We start from the raw sequence: 18,117 nt of genomic DNA on the forward strand, positions 1-18,117 counted from the left end.
TTGCTCCTGGTCAGAACTGCCAATCCAGCGTCAAGCCCACGCCATGGGATTTATCCCGGGAGCCGAGCAGGCCGTTGTAATCGAGGTTGACCCGCACATCCTTGGCGACCGCGAGCCCGGCGCGGGCGCCGATCACAGCAGCGTTGCGGTCCATGGACACGCTCTGCACCGCGAAAGTGCTGCTGCTGTCGGCAAATGCCAGATCCTGTTCGGACGTGGTGCTGCTCAGGTTGTGCTGCCAGCCGAGGGAGCCGGACAGCTGCAGTTGTTGTTGATCCGACAGGGCCAGGGTGTGGCTGGCCCGCACGCCCAGGGTCGAGAGCACGGCATCGCGACGGTCGTCGCCAGCGTGCAGGGCTGCGTTGTCGCCTTTCTCATGGAAGCTGTCGCTGTCCAGGTGCACATAGGCCAGGTTGGCAAACGGCTCCAGGGCGACCGGTTGCAAGTCGAGGCGATACGCCGCTTCGGTGAAGAGCTGGGTGGTCCGGGCATCGCGCTTGGTTTTCTCTCGGCCGCTGACGTCACCCCATTGCAGGTCCCGCTTGACGTCGATGCGATGCCAGCTGTGGGCGCCGCCGACGGTCAGGCGCAGCGCGTCGATCTCATGCCCCAGATAGACGCCCAGGTGATAGCTGTCGGCCTTGGCCGAAGAGTGGGTGCCGTCGCCCATGCTCAACGAACTGTCGCTGTAGCCGGTGACGAAGCCCAGTCGCGTCTGGTCGCTGATCAGGCCGTCGACACCGGCCAGCAGCCCGCCGATGGAGCTGGTCGTACTGGCGTGATCATGTCCGCCATCGTTCTTGCCCCAAGCACCCAGCACCTTGAACCAGGCATTGCTGCTGGCATCGGTCGGCGTACCGGCGTCGTACAGTGCGTCCTGGCGCAGGCGATCCCCCACGGCGTCGCGCAATTGACGGCTGTCGTTGATCAGCAGCGTGCCAATGGCCGGATGGATTTCACCAGACAGTTGCTGGAATGCCTGTTGCGCCACGGCGGCGCTGGGCGAAAGCAGCAAGGCTTCGTAGAGTCCGTTGCCCGCGCCCAATTGTTCGGCGGCCGAGGCGACGGAACGCTGGTTAGGCGTCAAGCCGAGGCTGGCAAACGACGCATCGTTACGCTCGACCGCCAGTTGAATGCCACTGGCGCTGTACGCCAGGTCGCCCCCCAGAAACGCATAGTTGGGCAAGACTTCAGCGAAGCGCCCGTCAATACCATCGACGGCCTGCAAGATATTGAACTGCCTGCCCAGCAGGCTTTTCACGTCGCCGGCCGTCAGCAGCGTCGGGCTGTTTTCCAGGGACAGCGACACCGTCGCCCCGTCAATGGAGGCCTTGCCGCCGGCCACGATCAGGTCGCTGGAGGTGGGCGAGACCTCCACCGCGTAGTTCGAACCGGGCTGGAACGTCACGTCGCCGGCCACTTGCAACGTGCCGATGGAGTTACCGGGCGCCACGCTGCCGCCGCGGTTGGCGGTCAGGCTGGCGATGCGCCCGTTGCCACCAAGGATGCCGCCGTCATTGACGGTAACGGCCGAGGCCAGCGAGCCATTGACTGCCAGCCGTCCTTGATTGACCAGGGTTGGCCCGCTGTAGGTGTTTGCGCCGGTGAGCACCAGGGTGCCGATGCCCTCCTTGGTCAGCCCGCCGTGACCCGCGATGTCGTTGCGCCAAACGTCCAGGCCACATTGGATGCCACTGCACACCCGCTCCGTGGATTTGCCAGCATCGATGATCGCGCCAATGCCCGGCAGGTCCACCACGAACTGACCGGAGCCGTAGGCGCCCTCGATGCGAAATTCCTCGGGAATGTCCTGCTCGGTCACCAGCATCGATGGACCGTCGATGGCCTTGCCCAGGTTGATCATGCCCCAGCCGTACAACGCATCGACGCCCGGCGCGCCCATGTCGGTAGCGGTGGTGCGCAGCACGCTGGCGACCTGGGCGCCGGTCATGTACGGGAAACGCTCCATCAACACCGCCACGCTGCCGGCAACATGGGGCGCGGCCATGGAGGTGCCGCTCTTGTTGGCGTAGCCGACGGTCAGGTCGTCGGCACTGGTGCCGCCAATCACGGCGCTGTAGACCCGTGTGCCCGGTGCCGACACGCAGAAACTGGCGGTGTAGCCGCAGCGCGACGAGAAGGTGCTGATGGTGTACGGATCGGCGCTGGCGGTGTCGGGGTTGATTTGCAGCGCCGCCACGGTGAGCCAGTTCGGCGCGATGTCCGGCACGAAATACGCCAGGCCCGCGATGGCGTCGGGGTTATTGAGGTTGTAGTCGTTGCCGGCGGCGAAGATCGTCACGATCCCGCTGCGGGCCGCGGCGATGGCGCCCTCGTAGGCGCCGCCGGGCTTGGTGCCCAGCAGCGGCTTGATCTGATCGAATTGCAGTTGCGCGTCCTGCACGGTGAAGTGCGGGAACGCCGGATCGCGGCCGCCCAGGTCGAAACGATCGGTGATGCCGATGCCCCAGCTGTTGTTGATGATGCGTGCGCCGCTGGCGATCAACGCGTCCCAACCCGCCTTGTACACCGCGCCATCGTTGCCCAGGATGATGCCATCCTCGGGGCCCGGGTCGCCGTTGTCGGCGCTGATGATCTGCGCATTGTACGCCACACCGTGCATCGGGCTGCCATCGCGACTGCCGGCAGCGATCCCGCCGACATGGGTGCCGTGGGAACCCAGCTTGCCATCGGAGCCCACAGTGGGTGAACCGTCGTAGCGGAACGCATCACCGGCCTTCACCGGGATGTAGGGGTCGGTGTACTCACGGATGCCGCTGGTGGCCAGCGTCACGACTTTGCCGGTGCCGGAGAACTCTGGGTGCGCCGCGTAGACCGGCTGGTCGAAGATCCCCAGCTTGACGCCCTTGCCGGTATACCCGGCGGCGTAGGCCTGTTGCGCGTTGATGGCTCCCAGCCCCCATTCGGCGTTGAATTCGCTGCTGCGCCAGCTGTCCGGGTTGCCCGCCCTGCCGCTCTCGACATAAGGCGCCGCCTGGGCCGTGCCCAAGGTCGCCAGGGCGCAGAGCACGGCGCGGTTGAGGGCCTTGAGCAGAAACACGCGGCCCGTCTGTCCGGGCTGTTTTTTGTTATCGACTTTCATCACGAACCATCCTTAGTAGCGTTTTATGAATTGCTGAAAATACCTTCTGTGGCGAGGGGATTTATCTGTGGGAGCAAGGCTTGCCCGCGATAAAAACAACGCGGTATCTCTGGAACCGAGGCGCCTGCACCGCGAGCAAGCTTTGCTCCCACAGATAAATCCCCTCGCCACAAAGACAAAGCGCCGATCATTGAATTGGCGCCCGGGACACAAACGCCTCATCCACCTTCGCCAGGTCCTGCGGGCCGAGGGTGCCGGCGTAGTAATGCAGCTTGGTCCAGGCCATGAGGTAGTCGTAACGGGCCTGGGCCAGGTCGCGGCGGGTGGTGTAGAGCTGTTGCTCGGCATTGAGTGCGTCGAGGTTGACCCGCTCGCCGCCAAGGATGCTTTGCCGGGTCGAGACCACCAGTGCTTCAGCGGAGCTCAGGGCCTTCTGATAAGCGCGCAGTTTGTTCGCCCCGGACACGCAGGCGCTGAACTGGCGGCGCAATTCGATCAGCGTCTCGCGGGTCTTGGCATCCAGCTCGTATTCGGCTTGTTCCATATTGCGGCTGGCCTGGCGGGTCGACGCCGAGACCCCGCCACCGGCGTACAGCGGCACACTGACTTCCAGGCCGATGGTGTTGGTGTCGTAGCGCTGGTTGTAGGTGTTGCCACTTTCCGATTCGTTCTGGCGCATCGTCGCGTAGGCGCTGACCTTGGGCAGGTGCCCGGCGCGGTTGCGCTCCACCTCGAAACGCGCCACGTCCACCGCTTGGCGCTGGGATGCCAGGTTGGGGTTATTGCTCACCGCCAGCTCATGCCAGGTGTCGAAACTGGCCGGTTGCAAGGCAAAGGTCTGGAAGGTGTCGTGCAACGGGGCCAGGTCGCCGATATCCAGGGCCGGGACGCCAATCAGCGAGCCCAGTTCACGCAAGGCGGCGTCCTGCTCATCGCGCGCCTCGATCTCTTCGGCGATAGCCAGTTCATAGCGCGCCTGCGCCTCGAGGATGTCGGTGCGCGTACCTTCGCCCTGGCGAAACAGATGCTCGTTCTGGTGGAATTGCTGCTCGAACGCCTTTTTCTTGGCCAGGGCAATGTCAATCTGGTCCTGGGCGAATAGCGCCTGGGTGTAATAACTCAGCACCCGCACCAACAACTCCTGGCTCTTGCCACGAAAACTTTCGTCGGCGAACAGCGCCTGGGCCACGCCCTTGCGGTAGGCCGCGTACGCCTCGTAGTCCAGCAGCGGTTGTTGCAGTGTCAGGCTGGAGCCGTAGCTGCTGTAGTTGCGATCGTCATGCTGACTGGCGCCGCGATCGTTGAGGTACGTGACCTTGGATTGGTTGCGACCTTTGTTGTAGCTGTAGCCCAGGTGCGGCAACAGCCCGGCGCGGCCAATGGCGCGATTTTCCAGGCCCGCATCGCGCTCCTTGATCGCGCCCAGGTAGACCGGGTCATTGCGCAGGGCCTGCTCGTAGAACTCGAAGGGCCCCATGGCCCAGGCGTTGTTGCACACGGAAACGGCCAGCACGGCCAGCCAATAGAAACGCTTCATACCGCCGGACATCCTTATTCTTCGGTCAACGCAGAGCCGGCTCGGTCGAGCAGCGGTTTGAACAGGTAGTTGAGCAACGAGCGCTCGCCCGTGCGCACGAACATCTCGGCCGGCATGCCGGGCTTGATCACCAGGCCGTTGAGCTTGTCCATCGCCACGTCGCTGACGCTGCTGCGCAGGACGTAATACGGCGCGCCGGTCTTCTCATCGAGCATCTGGTCGGCGGAAATCAAACTGACTTCCCCCGGCACCCTTGGCGTGCGGTTCTGGTTGAAGGCGGTAAACAGGATGTCCACCGGCAAATGCGGGCCGACCTTGTCGATCAGGTGCACCGGCAAATGCCCTTCCACCTCCAACCGCGTGCCTTGGGGGACGATTTCCAACAAGGTGTCGCCCTGGCGTACCACCGCGCCCTCGGTATGCACCCCCAGGTTGACGGCGATGCCATCGGCGGTGGCGAGGATTTCGCTGTGTTGCAGCTCGAATCCGGCGGATTTCAATTGCTGTTGCAGGGTTTCGCTCTTGAGCTGGGCGTCGGCCAATTGGCTGCGCACCTCTTTCTGGTATTCCTCGTGATGCTGCTGCAGCTTCAGGCGCGACTCGACGATCCCCTGCTCCACTCGCCCGCTTTCGCCGCTGTTCTGCGCGAGTTCCTGCTGCACTTGCGACAGTTGGCGTTGATAGTCCAGCAATCGGTTGCGCGGGATGTAGCCGTTGTCGGCCAAGGGTTGCAGGTTGCCCAGTTGCAGGCGCAGGGATTCGGCTTGGGCGGTCAGGTCGCTGCGGGCCCGACGCATGCCCGCCAGTTGCGCCGCCGCACCCTCGATGTTGGCGCGCAACGCAGCCTGCTCCCGGGCGAAGGCTTCGCGGCGGCTGCTGAACAGTTGCCGCTGGCCTTCAAGCACAAGGGCCAGGCGTGGGGCGGGATCGCGACTCAGCTCAGCCGGGAAACTCACCTGCAACAGGTTGTCTCGCTCGCTTTGCCAGCGCGCCAGGCTTGCCCAGGTCATCCGGTACTGCGCCTGCAGCGATTGCACGTCGGCGGCGGCCTGGGTCTGGTCCAGGCGGAACAGCGGCTGACCCTGCTTCACCACTTCGCCTTCGCGCACCAGGATCCGGCTGACCACACCGCTGCTCATCGATTGCACCGCCTTGCGCTTACCTGAAACCACCACGGTGCCTTGCACGGGGATGCCCTGGTCCAGCGGCGCCAGGCTGGCCCAGGTAAAAAAACTGCCCGCGCCAACAAGCGCCAGCGCCCAGCCCATGCGGGTGAAGAAGCGGGCGTCGCGCTCCGGGTGCTCAACGTCCTGAGAATGTTCGAGATTCATGTCGAGTTCCTTGCTCATGTGCCACCCGGTTTGCTGGCAGCCTGGTACTGGCGACTCATGCTCAGTCCGTTGGGGGCCGTCTGGGGACTGTTCGGCGGTGAGCTGCGCGGCGCGTTGTCCTGTTGGCCCGACTGGCCGGAAAGCGCCCGCAACACTTGCTGGCTTGGGCCGAAGGCTTGTAGCCGGCCTTCGTCGAGCACCAGCAACTTGTCGGCCTGGGCGAGTGCCGAGGAACGATGAGTGACCAGCACGACACTGGTGCCCTGGGTCTTCATCTGCGCGATGGCACTGGCGAGCGCCGCTTCGCCAACCGTGTCGAGGTTGGAGTTGGGTTCGTCGAGCACCACCAGGCTCGGCCGGTCGTACATCGCCCGGGCCAGCGCAACCCGTTGTTTCTGCCCGCCGGACAAACCACCGCCGTCCTCCCCCAGCACCGTGTCATAGCCCTGGGGCAGGCGCAGGATCAACTCATGGACCCCGGCCTGCTGCGCGGCGGCAACGACTTTTTGCGGATCGGCTTGGCGAAACCGGGAGATGTTCTCGGCAATACTGCCGCTGAACAGCTCGATGTCCTGGGGCAGATACCCGATGTGCGGGCCGAGTTGCTCGCGATTCCAGCGATGAATGTCGGCCCCGTCGAGGCGCACCGTACCCGCGAAGGTCGGCCACACACCCACCAGGACTCGGGCCAGGGTGGACTTGCCGGAACCGGACGCCCCCAGCACGCCAAGCACTTCCCCGGCAGCCAAGCTGAAGCTGACCTGCTGCAGCGTCGCGTTGCGTTGCCCTGGTGGCCCTGCGCTCACTTGCTCGAAGCTCACCTGGCCCTTGGGTGCTGGCAGCGTCATGCCGTCATCCTGGGGCGCAAATGCCTGCAACAGCGCGTCGAGACGCCGATAAGCCAGCTTGGCGCCGCTCCACTGCTTCCACACGGCGATCAACTGGTCGATGGGGCTCAATACCCGTCCCATCAGAATCGAGCCGGCAATCATCATCCCGGCGGTCATCTCGCCCTTGATCACCAGCAGTGCGCCCAAGCCCAACACCAGCGATTGCAGGCACAGGCGCAGGGTCTTGCTCAGGGAGCTGATGACCGCGCCGGTGTCGCTGGCCTGGTTCTGCAAGCCGAGAAACCGTGAGTGCACGGTGAACCAGCGGCTGCGCAGCGCTCCGAGCATGCCCATGGCCTGGATCGTCTCGGCGTTGTGCAAATGGCTGGTAGCCAGTTGAGTGGATTGTTGCGAGTAGACGCTGGCCTGCCCCAAGGCTCTTTTGGTCATGGCCTCGTTCAGACAGGCCAGGCCGATCAGCAGCAGCGTGCCGATGGAGGCAAACACGCCGAGCCACACGTTGAACAGGTAGATCACCAGCAGATAGATGGGAAACCACGGCGCGTCGAAGAAAGCGAACAGCGCCGGCCCGGTGAGGAATTGGCGAATATGCGTGAGGTCGCCCAGGGATTGCCCGGCGTTGCCTTCACCCTGGCGCAGATTGCGCTCGAACGCGGCCTTGTACACCTGGAGATTGAAGCGTCTCTCCAACTGGCTGCCGATGCGGATGACCACGAAGCTGCGGACCATCTCCAGCAGCCCGATGAATACGAAGAAGCCGACGACCATCAATGACAACATCGCCAGCGTGGTCTCGTTCTGTGATGACAACCCGCGGTCATACACTTGGAGCATATAAATCGAAGGTGCGAGCATCAGGACATTAATCAGCGCGGTAAAACATCCAACACTGATCAGAATATTTTTATAATCGCCCAGCGCTTTAAACAGCGGCGCCGCGGCAACGCTCCTTACCCTATTCATGATCTTCCTTGCAGTTGGCTTGCCCGCGAACGGGCCCGTTATTCAACTTACCAATCTTTGTTTTTCAATTCGGTCCACACCGAAACGCACGCCTGTTTGAACAAGCGCACTTCGATCAAGGCTCAACTGTACTCACTCGTTAATGAGCACTCTGGGATTTATTCCGCTCAAGCCTGAGTATCAAACCGGACTTCAAGGTCATTTGATAATGATCTCCCTGACGCAGCCCCAAGTGAGTCCTGGAGTCTTGTTTGCCGATCAGGGAAAGTCCGTCGGGTTCGGTGAACCAACGAACCGGTTCATCCCCCAACCATTGGCCCAGGCAATCGGTTTGCCCGCCCAGGGTCTGGTCCACCTTGAGTTCGACGAGGCAACTGTTGGACGGTTTGTCCTGCATCGCCTGGGTTTGCGCATTGTCCTGCGGGCTCGACAGAACAGCCTGCCACTGACCGGCCAACTGCGAGGGTTCTGCTAACAACAGACTGCGCGCCATGGCGACTTCTCCACAAAACATCATCAGCGTAGCGAGCAACCCGGCGGTTGCCTGAACGCTACTGGGCATGAATTTTCTACGCATTTTTTTCATCCTGGCCGGGGTCCCGCAGGGGCAGCCGCCCCCGCGGGACATGGACATCAGGCCACGATATCCGAGACCGCTGCCTGGCCAACGGTGCTGACCAGGAAGTCAGCCACGCCGTGCCCGGAGAAGTCCACCGACAGCAGGCTGTTGCCAGCCGATGTCGACAACACCGCATCGCCCGCCGCCCCGGTGAACGCGCTCACGAAGTGCAGGCCCGCGCCCTTGGTGATACCGGTCAGGTCGATCTTGTCCAGGCCGCTGACGAAATCGAGGATCTGGTCCGTCGCTCCCGGCCGCGAATCGGAACTGGCGGCGAACACAAATGTGTCCGACCCCGAGCCACCCCAGAGCTTGTCTGCACCGCCGGCCCCCCAAAGGATATCGTTGCCCGCGCCGCCCTTGAGTTCGTTGGCCACCGAGTTGCCGATCAGCAAGTCGCTGCCCGCGCCGCCGATGGCGTTTTCGATGACGGCACCCTTGGCGATGGAGACGTTGCCTACCATGCCGCCAACATCGGAGAACGAGGCGTCATTGAGGTTGATTTTCTGGTTCTGGGTGAAACCGGAGAAATCCAGGGTGTCGCGACCGCCCGCGTCCCATACCGAAAACACCACTTTGTCCGACGACGAAGACGCACTGAGAAAATCGCGTCCGGTGTTGGAGTTGAAACCGTAGGTCGAATCGCCGGTACGGGTCGTGGTGTTGGCACCATAGAGCTTCTGGATGGCCGCGATGTCATCCATCAGCGGACCGGATGCGTAGGCTTCGACGCCACCCTTGCTGAAGTTCTGGTCGGTATTGCTTTCACTCCAGTAGCTCATGACGCTGTAGCCACGGGTGTCCTGGCCATAAGTGGCGTCATCGTAGGTCGGGCTGCCTTCACCAGCGTTGTAGTCACCCGGGTGGGCCAGGCCGAGGGTGTGACCGATTTCGTGGGTCAGGGTCTGGCGGCCGTAGTTGTTCAGGTCCGGGTTCTTGTTCTGGGTGTAGCTGCTGTTGATCAGGTACCAGGAGGTCCCGTCATAGCCGGCACCCGTCCCTGGCAGATAAGCGAACGCCGCCGCGCCATCCTGGCCGCCGCTGTAGTTGCCGAAGGTCATGTGACCATCGCCGCCGCTGGCTTTTTCGGCAAAGGTGACGTTGGCCACGTCCGCCCAGGATTGCATGGCCAGGGCCGCCTGGCCTTTCTGCTGCGCACTGAACTGGCTGAAGCCGCTGATTCCATGCTTGTTCATGGTGCTGGAAGAGGCGGAAGTGAGGAAGGTGTAGGTCAGCTCGATCTTGCCGCTGCCGTCCCGGTCCTGGTAAGCCGCGCCGTCGCGCAGCAACTGAGTGGCCGCCTCGTCGACAGAGTACGACGGTTTGCCGTTGACAGTCAGGTTACCGCCCCGGTCGTATTGGTGGCTGAAACTATTGATCTGGTTGAACGCACTACTGGCAGCTGCCAATGATTGCGGCGCCCAGAGGAGTTGTTCGGCAGAATCAATAGCGCTGCTTTTGACTTTCGACATAAACATACTTCCTTGTTTGCAAATGGAACAGTTTTAGTCAGACAGACAATCTCTGGCGAGATCGTCCTATCACTCGCCCAATGAGGACGTAAGAAACCTGACACAATTGGAAATCAAACGTCTAGCAATTTTTTTCGTTCAATTTCACGCCCCACCCTTAACGCCCATAAATAATAGGGTTCTGCCTCGTTAGTGCCCACGCTCAATTGCCCGATTTGCGGATTGTCGGACAAAATTCTATTTAAATATTAAATATCGATAACTAGCAATTTGCGCACGGCGTCGCACTTTCGCCAACTAAGTGCCAGCGAAATGCTATTAATGAATATCTACTAAACCTCAACGGTTTTACGTGCACACACTTCCCGCAGACAACCTCGAAGCCAACGATGCACAGGATCGGCGTCCATCCGCGGATGCCAGAGCATGGCGATCGTGAACCCAGGTACGGGAAACGGCAGCGTAAAACTGTGCAGGCCGACCCGCAGGCTCGCGGTGTAGCGTTCAGGCACGCTGGCAATCAGGTCACTCGAGCGGGCCAGTCCCAGCGCCGAGGAAAAGCCTGGCACGGTGGTGACGATTTCCCGGGACAGATTCAACGCCGCCAGGGCCTGGTCGATGACGCCATGATCCAGGCCGCGCATCGACACACCGACATGCCCGCCTGCGGCATAACCGGTGGCGCTCACCGTTGCCTGGCTCAGCGGGTGTCCCGCGCGCACCACGCCGATCAAGCGGTCGCTGAACAAGGCCTGGGTTCGCAGTTCGGGGCTGGTGTCCTTGTCCACGACGGCGGTCTCCAGGTCCACGGTGCCTTCGCGAAGCGCCGTGCTGTCGCGGTCGGTCTTTTCCACGAAACGCAGGCGCACGCCGGGCGCTTGCTCATGGATGCGAGTGATCAGGTCGATGGCAAAGTTTTCCACGAACCCTTCGCGGGTGCGCAACGTGAAAGTTCGGCTCAAGCGCCCGAGATCCGGGGTCGTCACTGGCCGCAGCACCGCCTGGGCCTGCTGCACCAGGTGGCTGACCTGTTCGCGCAACTCCAGCGCGCGGGGTGTCGGCACCAGCCCTCGCCCGGCCCGAACCAACAGCGGGTCACCGGTGGTTTCACGCAACCGCGCCAGTGCCCGGCTCATGGCCGACGGGCTGAGCTGCAAGCGCCGGGCGGCCCGGGCCACGCTGCCTTCCGAGAGCAGCACATCAAGGGTGACGAGCAGATTGAGGTCAGGTGAGGACATGGCGGTAGCTCGAATTGAAGATATGGCGTTTGCTGCAGCTATAACGTGCAAATGCTGCGTCTTCCGCCATGTTATGCCCAGGCGTAACGTTCTGACAGCTCCGTTTCGAGCGCCACGATACAGGTGACACGATGAAACCCGTCAACACGCAACAGAACCGGCCGGCAACCGCGCCCACGCTCAAGCCCTTTTCACCTCGCCGGACCCTGGCCAGCCTTGCGCTCTCGACACTGCTGGCCTCCCTTGGCGCCAGTGTGGCTTCGGTGGCACTGCCGACGCTGGCCGAGGCGCTCGGTGCCTCTTTCCAGCAGGTCCAATGGGTGGTGCTGGCCTATCTGCTGGCAATCACCACGCTGATTGTCAGTGTCGGCCGCTTGGGAGACCTGATGGGCCGGCGCAAGCTGCTATTGGTCGGTATCGCCCTGTTCACCTTGGCATCGGCGGTATGCGGCCTGGCGCCCTCGCTCTGGCTGCTGGTCGCAGGTCGGGCGCTGCAAGGCCTGGGGGCCGCCATCATGATGGCGCTGACCCTGGCGCTGGTTGGCGAAACGGTCGATCAGGAAAAAACCGGCAGCGCCATGGGCCTGCTGGCAACGCTGTCGGCAGTGGGCACAGCCCTTGGACCGTCCTTTGGCGGTATGTTGATCAGCGGGTTCGGTTGGCCGGCCTTGTTCCTGGTCAACATTCCCCTCGGCCTGCTGACGCTAGGGCTGGCGTGGTATTCGCTACCGGTGCGTGAAGTGCCGCTGAAGCCCGAAGGAGTCCGCCTCGATGTGACCGGTACATTGCTGTTGGCAATGACACTCGCCGCCTATGCCTTGGCCATGACCTCCGAACACGGAAACTTTGGCGGATTGAATCTTGCGCTGCTGATCGCGCTCGTGGGCGGCGGACTGTTCATTCGGGCCCAGTCCCGGGCCGTATCGCCGTTGATTCCCTTGGCAGTCTTTCGCGACAAGCAATTGGTATCAGGCCTGGCAACGAGCGCCCTGGTCGCGACGGTCTTGATGGCGACGCTTCTGGTCGGGCCTTTTTACTTGTCCATCACCCTCGGATTGCCGGCGGCCTTCGTGGGGCTGGCGCTGGCCGCGGGGCCGTCCGTCGCGGCGCTGGCCGGAGTGCCTGCCGGACGCCTGGCGGATCGCTTCGGCGTGCAGCCCATGCGGCTCGCCGGCCTGGCAACCATGGTCCTCGGCTGCCTGATGCTGTCACTGGTTTCCCCTGCGCTTGGCATCGTCGGCTACCTCACGGCTATCGTGGTGACGACCCTCGGCTACGCATTCTTCCAGACGGCCAACAACACAGCAGTCATGGCCGATGTCGCTGCCCAGCGGCGAGGCGTCATCGCCGGGCTGCTCAACCTGTCGCGCAACCTGGGTTTCTTCACCGGAGCCTCCGTGCTCGGCGCGGTGTTTGCGGCAGCGGCAGCGACGAATGACATCACCCACGCCAGCCCTGCGACCGTGACGAACGGTCTGCACATGACCTTCGCCGTCGCCCTGGCGATGATGACCCTGGCCCTGCTTATCGCCTGGAAAAGCCGCGTGCCAGAGCCATTGCCCAAGCCTCGGGACAACCCCAGCCAAGCGTGATGGCATTCTGGACATTGCCGCTTAAGTCGTGATCCAGATCAAAAAAAGTGAACCAATCGCAAAACGGACTGAAAAAATCCACATGAGCTTCATTTTCAGGTGCTATTTTTAGTTCTCACTGGTAGAGCCATGATGGCTCTTCCTTCCTGACATGAGCAAAAGGAAGCGCTCGATTGAAGAAGGCGGGCAACACATGAATAAAGGATCTTTCAGCAAGGTTACGTTCCCCAACGCTTGCCAGTTGATGCGCTGGCACTTCCATCCCATGGGATTCGAAGCGAGCATGGATGCGCCTGGCAGCATGGTTGCCCGGCTGTTTGACCGTGCCAGCGGCGAAACCATGATCGCCATTGCGGGTATCCCCTGCGCAACTGTGATGAATGCCCCGGATGTTGAACGAATAATCGAGGCGGTGGAGGCCGAGCTGGAAGCCTTTGTGCCACCGGTGGGGTTGCGGCGGTTTGCCTCTTAAGTCCACTTCATGTGGCGATACCGTTCACCTAGGTTCCAAAAGCGGCACCTCTCTTTTTCCAAGGGGATGTGCCGTTTTTTTTTGAGGGGGCTCGGGATTTACTTGCTTTGGTGTGTATATCCGTTTTTGCGGTAACGGCTGCTGGCGGTTCCGCTCTTACAGCGGGTCACTTTTGGAAGAGCGCCAAAAGTAACCAAAAACGCTTTGCCCCACCACTTGGTGCCTCGCCTAGGCTCGGCATGCCTGAACGAAGGCATTGCTCCGTGGGCCGCCGCGAAGGGCCATCCATGGCCCAGCGCGGCTATCCCGGCATCCATGCCGGGATGCCCACTCCACAATGCCTGCGTTCGGCCATCGTGGTTAACGGGGCGCCGAGATCAACGTCCACGCCGAGGCGGCCTAACAGCCGACCTGGTTCTTGGTGATCGCGTTTCTCCTGTGGGAGCGAGCTTGCTCGCGAAGGCGGTGGGTCAGTTACAGGGATGTTGGGCTGCGGGCCTCATCGCGAGCAAGCTCGCTCCCACAAAGGAACTCCGGGAGCACACGAATATTGTGTCTGCCGAAGATCCAATGTGGGAGCGAGCCTGCTCGCGATAGCGGTGACTCAGCCACATGGATGCCGGACATGCCCCATGTCCCGCTCTTGCTTTGCTTTGCTTTGGATCTTGATCTGAGAGCCCCGTTAAACCACGCTGGCCGAACGCAGGCATTGCGCAGTGGGCACCTCGACATGGATGCCGAGCCTAGGCGAGACATCGAGTGGTGGGGCAAAAGCGTTTTGCTTACTTTTGACTGGGCCGGCTCCCGGGCTTTTCAAAAGTGAGCCGCCGTCAGGGCGGAACCCTAAGCAGCCGTTACCGCAGAAACGGATATGCCCTCCAAAAAAATGCACCTAAAAACGAAAAAAAACGGCGCCTTTCATTTCTGAAAAAACGCCGTTGTTTGTATGTGAACAGCATCACGCCGAAGCGGGCTTCTCACCCATCACGAATGCAATCAGTCGTCGCGACCCATCAGGCCGAACAGCTGCAGCAGGCTGACGAACAGGTTGTAGATCGATACATACAGGCTGATGGTGGCCATGATGTAGTTACGCTCGCCGCCGTGAATGATGGCGCTGGTCTGGTACAGGATGCAGACCGACGAGAACAGCACGAAGCCGGCGCTGATCGCCAGTTGCAGGCCGCTGATCTGGAAGAAGAAGCTGGCCAGCGTCGCCCCCAGCAACACGAAGAAACCTGCGGTGATAAAACCACCCAGGAAGCTCATGTCCTTGCGGGAAATCAGCACGTAGGCCGACAGGCCACCAAATACCAGTGCGGTCATTGCGAAGGCCGAGCTGACCACTTCGGCGCCGCCCTGCATTTGCAGGTAGCGATTGAGGATCGGGCCGAGCAAAAAGCCCATGAAGCCGGTCAGGGCGAAAGCCGACACCAGGCCCCAGGCCGAATCACGGAGTTTGTTGGTGAGGAAGAAAAGGCCGTAGAAACCGATCAGCACGACGAAGATGTTCGGGTAACCCACCCGCATCTGTTGCGCGACGTAGGCCATCACACCGCTGAAAGCGAGTGTGAGGGCCAGCAAGCCATAAGTGTTGCGCAGGACGCGGCTAACCTCTAGCTGCTCAGCCTGCACGCTGTTGTTCACTGCGTAATCCTGTTCGCGCATGGCGACACTCCTCCGGTTTTGAAACATTCAGTGGCAAGGATCATAACAGACGCTCTGTAACAAGCTACGTAGAGAGTTTGACAGTGTGTTTCATTCGGGTATTATGGCGCCCGCAACGCAATACGGAGGTGTGGCCGAGTGGTTTAAGGCAACGGTCTTGAAAACCGTCGACTGTAACAGGTCCATGAGTTCGAATCCCATCGCCTCCGCCATCTTCTAACGTTAAAGCCCTGATTATTCAGGGCTTTTTCGTGTCTGGCATTCAGAATGCCAATTGCGGCTTCAACATTGGACACAGCTATGGCAAACCCTCCCCAGCCAATCAAGGAAAGAAAAGTGACCAGTAAAACCATCGGCTCCATCGTTGCCGCAATCGCGGGCATCGTCCTGTTGTGCGTGTTCTTTGGCAGTTGGTACACGATCGACGAAACCGAGCGTGGCGTGCTGCTGCGCAACGGGGCGCTGGTCGGCGTCATTGAACCGGGACTGTCCTTCAAGACGCCATTTATCGAGTCGGTACGCCTGATCAGCGTCCAGAGCCAAGTGACGGCTTATGAAGACCTCCAGGCCTACAGCAAGGACCAACAGTCCGCCCAGCTCAAGGTGTCCGTGTCCTGGCACATCGCGCCTTCGGATGTTGCGAAGGTCTATACCCAGTTCAAGGACCTGGAAGGTATCCGCGACCGGATGATCAGCCGCCAGGTGCCAACCCAGGTGGAAAACGTATTCGGCAAGTTCAACGCCGTGGCTGCCGTGCAGAACCGCGTCCAACTGGTCAACGATATTTCCACCGCCATCAAGGCCACCATTACCGGCCCCGTGATCATCGACAGCGTCCAGGTCGAGAACATTGACTTCAGTGATGCCTACGAAAAAGCCATCGAAGCGCGCATGGCTGCGGAAGTCCAGGTCAAGACCCGCGAGCAACAGCTCGCCACCGAGCAAGTGCAAGCACAGATTCGCGTGACTCAGGCCCAGGCCGAAGCCGATTCGCAAGTGGCGCAGGCCAAGGCAGACGCACTGGCGACCGAGTTGCGCGGCAAAGCCGAAGCCGAAGCCATCAAGGCGCGGGCCCAGGCCCTGGCCAGCAACCAGAACCTGGTGGAACTGACCAAGGCCGAGCGCTGGAATGGCGTCTTGCCGACTACCGTGCTACCAAACGGCGCCCTGCCCTTCATCGACATCAAGTAACGCCAGGGGCGCGGCCTGCCCGGCCGCGCCTTTCGCGCAGCAAGCATCGCCCCTCTCGTTAGCGCTACACTCAACCATGAACCCGACGTTCATCGTTAGCAGGGAGCTCAACGTGTACCCAGGCCACAGCAAACCGGCACACCAACCCGCACGACGTTTACCTTTCCCCCCTTCCGGCTCCTCCCTCGAGCATCTCTCCCCCCTCGGGAATTCACCAACTCCTTCGATAAGCGCCTTGAGCAGGAGAATAGCGTGACCACTATTATCAAAAAATATAAATGGCCCGCCCTATTGGCCGTCGCGCTGATTGTGTTTGCTGCACTGATATTCTTTTTGATCAAGTCATACACGTACGACTCATCGACCTACTTCGAATCCCGCGACTTCATTCGCCAGCTCAAGCAGGCCGACGCTAACTGGAACGTCAAGATCCTCAGGAAAAAGATCGGCGTGAACAATAACCTGTCGCTGGCGCCGCCGCTTGAGGCCAACAGTCGATGGGAGCAGTTGGAGCAGCTCAATAACGCTGGTCCCCTGGCGGCCCTTTGGGCATCCAGACGCAACGGTTATGTGGATGCGGTCAAGAACAAAACAGTACTGGTCGATCAATTCCAGCAACACAACGCCAATCTACGCATCGCCCTGGATGCGTTGCCGATGGTCGAGGACGGTATTCAAACGTTGCTAGCAGAGATGAGCACCGAAAGCTCTACGGGACGCCTGGCAACAGCCTCCAATGTTCGTGAGCTGACACTGACAACGCTGGAGTACGCACTTTATGTCACCTCAGACAAAGCCGAGGAAGTGCAGCGCCAATTGAGTGATCTGGAAAAATATGTCGACCAACTGCCCGCGACCAACCAGCCCCTCTTCATTGCCCTGACCCAGCACGTCAAATCCATTATCCAGGAGCAACCAATCGTCAATGATCTGCTGGACCGCATCAGCGTGATTCCGGTGGCCCAGGAATTGGACAGCATCAACGAGCTATTGAACGAGACACAGCGCAGGACAGCCGCTGCGGACCGTCAATACCATATCTACCTGGGCGCGTGTGCCAGCCTCATGGCGCTATTGATGATCTATCTGGCGGTACGCCTGGTTCGCAGTTACGCCGTTATCAACCAGATCAACCAGCAACTGCAAACGTCCAATGAACGGCTCGAGGAGCGCGTGCAGGAGCGCACTCGCGAGCTGATGGAGGCCGAACGCGAACTGGTGGATGCAGCCCGGATGGCGGGGATGGCCGAAATAGCCACGAATGTATTGCACAACGTCGGGAATGTGCTCAACAGCGTGAACATTTCGGCCGAGCTCGTGACCCGCAAGTTGAGGAACAGCAAGACGCTCGGGCTCACCAAGGCGGTCAAAATGATGAATGAACATGCCGAGGATCTTGGCCAGTTCATCACCCATGATGAAAAAGGCCGGTTGCTGCCGCGTTATTTCAACGAACTGGTCGACTCCATCGCCGCGGAACAGGCAGTGCTTATCGATGAGCTGGCGCAGTTGACCAAGAGCATCGATCACATCAAGGAAATCGTCACCACTCAACAAACCTATGCAGGGGCCGCCAGGTTGATCGAACCGCTCAATGTCAGCGATCTGTTCGAAGATGCGCTACGCATGAATTCGGGTGCGCTCAGTCGGCATCACGTCACCGTCATCAAGGAATATCAGGAAGTTCCTGCGATCATGGGGGACAAGCACAGGTTGTTGCTGATCCTGATCAACCTGATCAGCAACGCCAAATTCGCGATGTCGCACATCAGTGAGCACCCACGGGAGATAACCCTGGGGATCCGCATCCTAGACGAAACGACGCTGAGCCTGAGCGTCAAGGACCGAGGCGAAGGCATTTCCCCGGAGAACCTGGCCCGCATCTTCAATCACGGCTTCACGACCCGCAAGGACGGCCATGGGTTTGGCTTGCACAGCTGCGCCCTGGCGGCGGTTGAAATGAATGGCCGCCTCTATGTCCATAGCGACGGACCGGGGCAAGGCGCTCTGTTTACCCTGGAAGTCCCGCTGGAATTGGCCCGTGCCTGATCACCGTGACGGGCGCACGCTGACCCGCCGC

General features: G+C 61.0%; 12 protein-coding genes and 1 tRNA gene. 5 read left to right on the forward strand and 8 right to left on the reverse strand.

Features of this window, described 5'->3' with window-relative positions; translation table 11 throughout:
* Positions 1-10 precede the first annotated feature (10 nt).
* The 7 genes from AB4O22_RS11420 to AB4O22_RS11450 form a co-directional block, all read right to left on the reverse strand.
* On the reverse strand, positions 11-3,103 hold the full coding sequence (locus AB4O22_RS11420) for an autotransporter domain-containing protein (RefSeq protein ID WP_460096344.1): 3,093 nt from the start codon (positions 3,101-3,103) through the stop codon (positions 11-13).
* 187 nt (positions 3,104-3,290) lie between these two features.
* The gene (locus tag AB4O22_RS11425) at positions 3,291-4,640 is read right to left on the reverse strand and encodes a TolC family outer membrane protein (RefSeq protein WP_003201779.1); all 1,350 of its coding nucleotides are present in this window, start codon (positions 4,638-4,640) and stop codon (positions 3,291-3,293) included.
* 14 nt (positions 4,641-4,654) lie between these two features.
* Positions 4,655-5,989: an HlyD family type I secretion periplasmic adaptor subunit gene (locus AB4O22_RS11430; protein WP_460096345.1), complete on the reverse strand. Its 1,335-nt coding sequence runs from the start codon at positions 5,987-5,989 to the stop codon at positions 4,655-4,657.
* Complete coding sequence (locus AB4O22_RS11435; protein ID WP_003201775.1) at positions 5,986-7,785, reverse strand: type I secretion system permease/ATPase; 1,800 nt, start codon at positions 7,783-7,785, stop codon at positions 5,986-5,988. Before AB4O22_RS11435 ends, AB4O22_RS11430 begins: the two co-directional genes overlap by 4 nt.
* Before the next feature lie 139 nt (positions 7,786-7,924).
* On the reverse strand, positions 7,925-8,362 hold the full coding sequence (locus tag AB4O22_RS11440; RefSeq protein WP_371916703.1) for an AprI/Inh family metalloprotease inhibitor: 438 nt from the start codon (positions 8,360-8,362) through the stop codon (positions 7,925-7,927).
* A gap of 56 nt (positions 8,363-8,418) precedes the next feature.
* Entirely contained in the window at positions 8,419-9,876 is a 1,458-nt protein-coding gene (locus AB4O22_RS11445; protein WP_003201770.1) for a serralysin family metalloprotease, read from the reverse strand.
* Positions 9,877-10,208: 332 nt separating this feature from the next.
* Positions 10,209-11,114 (reverse strand): LysR family transcriptional regulator, encoded by a 906-nt coding sequence (locus AB4O22_RS11450; protein WP_003201768.1) that lies wholly within the window; start codon positions 11,112-11,114, stop codon positions 10,209-10,211.
* A gap of 131 nt (positions 11,115-11,245) precedes the next feature.
* On the opposite strand from AB4O22_RS11450, the gene AB4O22_RS11455 reads away from it, so the two are divergent.
* Positions 11,246-12,706, forward strand: coding sequence for an MFS transporter (locus AB4O22_RS11455; RefSeq protein WP_460096346.1), 1,461 nt, complete (start codon positions 11,246-11,248; stop codon positions 12,704-12,706).
* 193 nt (positions 12,707-12,899) lie between these two features.
* Positions 12,900-13,178 carry a DUF1652 domain-containing protein gene (locus AB4O22_RS11460; RefSeq protein WP_003201764.1) on the forward strand — a complete coding sequence of 93 codons (279 nt, stop codon included), beginning with the start codon at positions 12,900-12,902 and terminating at the stop codon, positions 13,176-13,178.
* Between the two features lie 996 nt (positions 13,179-14,174).
* Here AB4O22_RS11460 and AB4O22_RS11465 read toward each other — a convergent pair.
* Positions 14,175-14,846: a Bax inhibitor-1/YccA family protein gene (locus AB4O22_RS11465; RefSeq protein WP_003201763.1), complete on the reverse strand. Its 672-nt coding sequence runs from the start codon at positions 14,844-14,846 to the stop codon at positions 14,175-14,177.
* Between the two features lie 124 nt (positions 14,847-14,970).
* On the opposite strand from AB4O22_RS11465, the gene AB4O22_RS11470 reads away from it, so the two are divergent.
* From AB4O22_RS11470 to AB4O22_RS11480, 3 genes are all read left to right on the forward strand, one after another.
* Positions 14,971-15,058, forward strand: a tRNA-Ser gene (locus AB4O22_RS11470).
* Between the two features lie 124 nt (positions 15,059-15,182).
* Positions 15,183-16,037: a prohibitin family protein gene (locus AB4O22_RS11475; protein WP_003201760.1), complete on the forward strand. Its 855-nt coding sequence runs from the start codon at positions 15,183-15,185 to the stop codon at positions 16,035-16,037.
* Between the two features lie 252 nt (positions 16,038-16,289).
* Entirely contained in the window at positions 16,290-18,086 is a 1,797-nt protein-coding gene (locus tag AB4O22_RS11480) for a DAHL domain-containing protein (RefSeq protein WP_003201758.1), read from the forward strand.
* The last annotated feature ends 31 nt before the right edge of the window (positions 18,087-18,117 follow it).

This window comes from Pseudomonas sp. S3_B11, assembly GCF_054667715.1.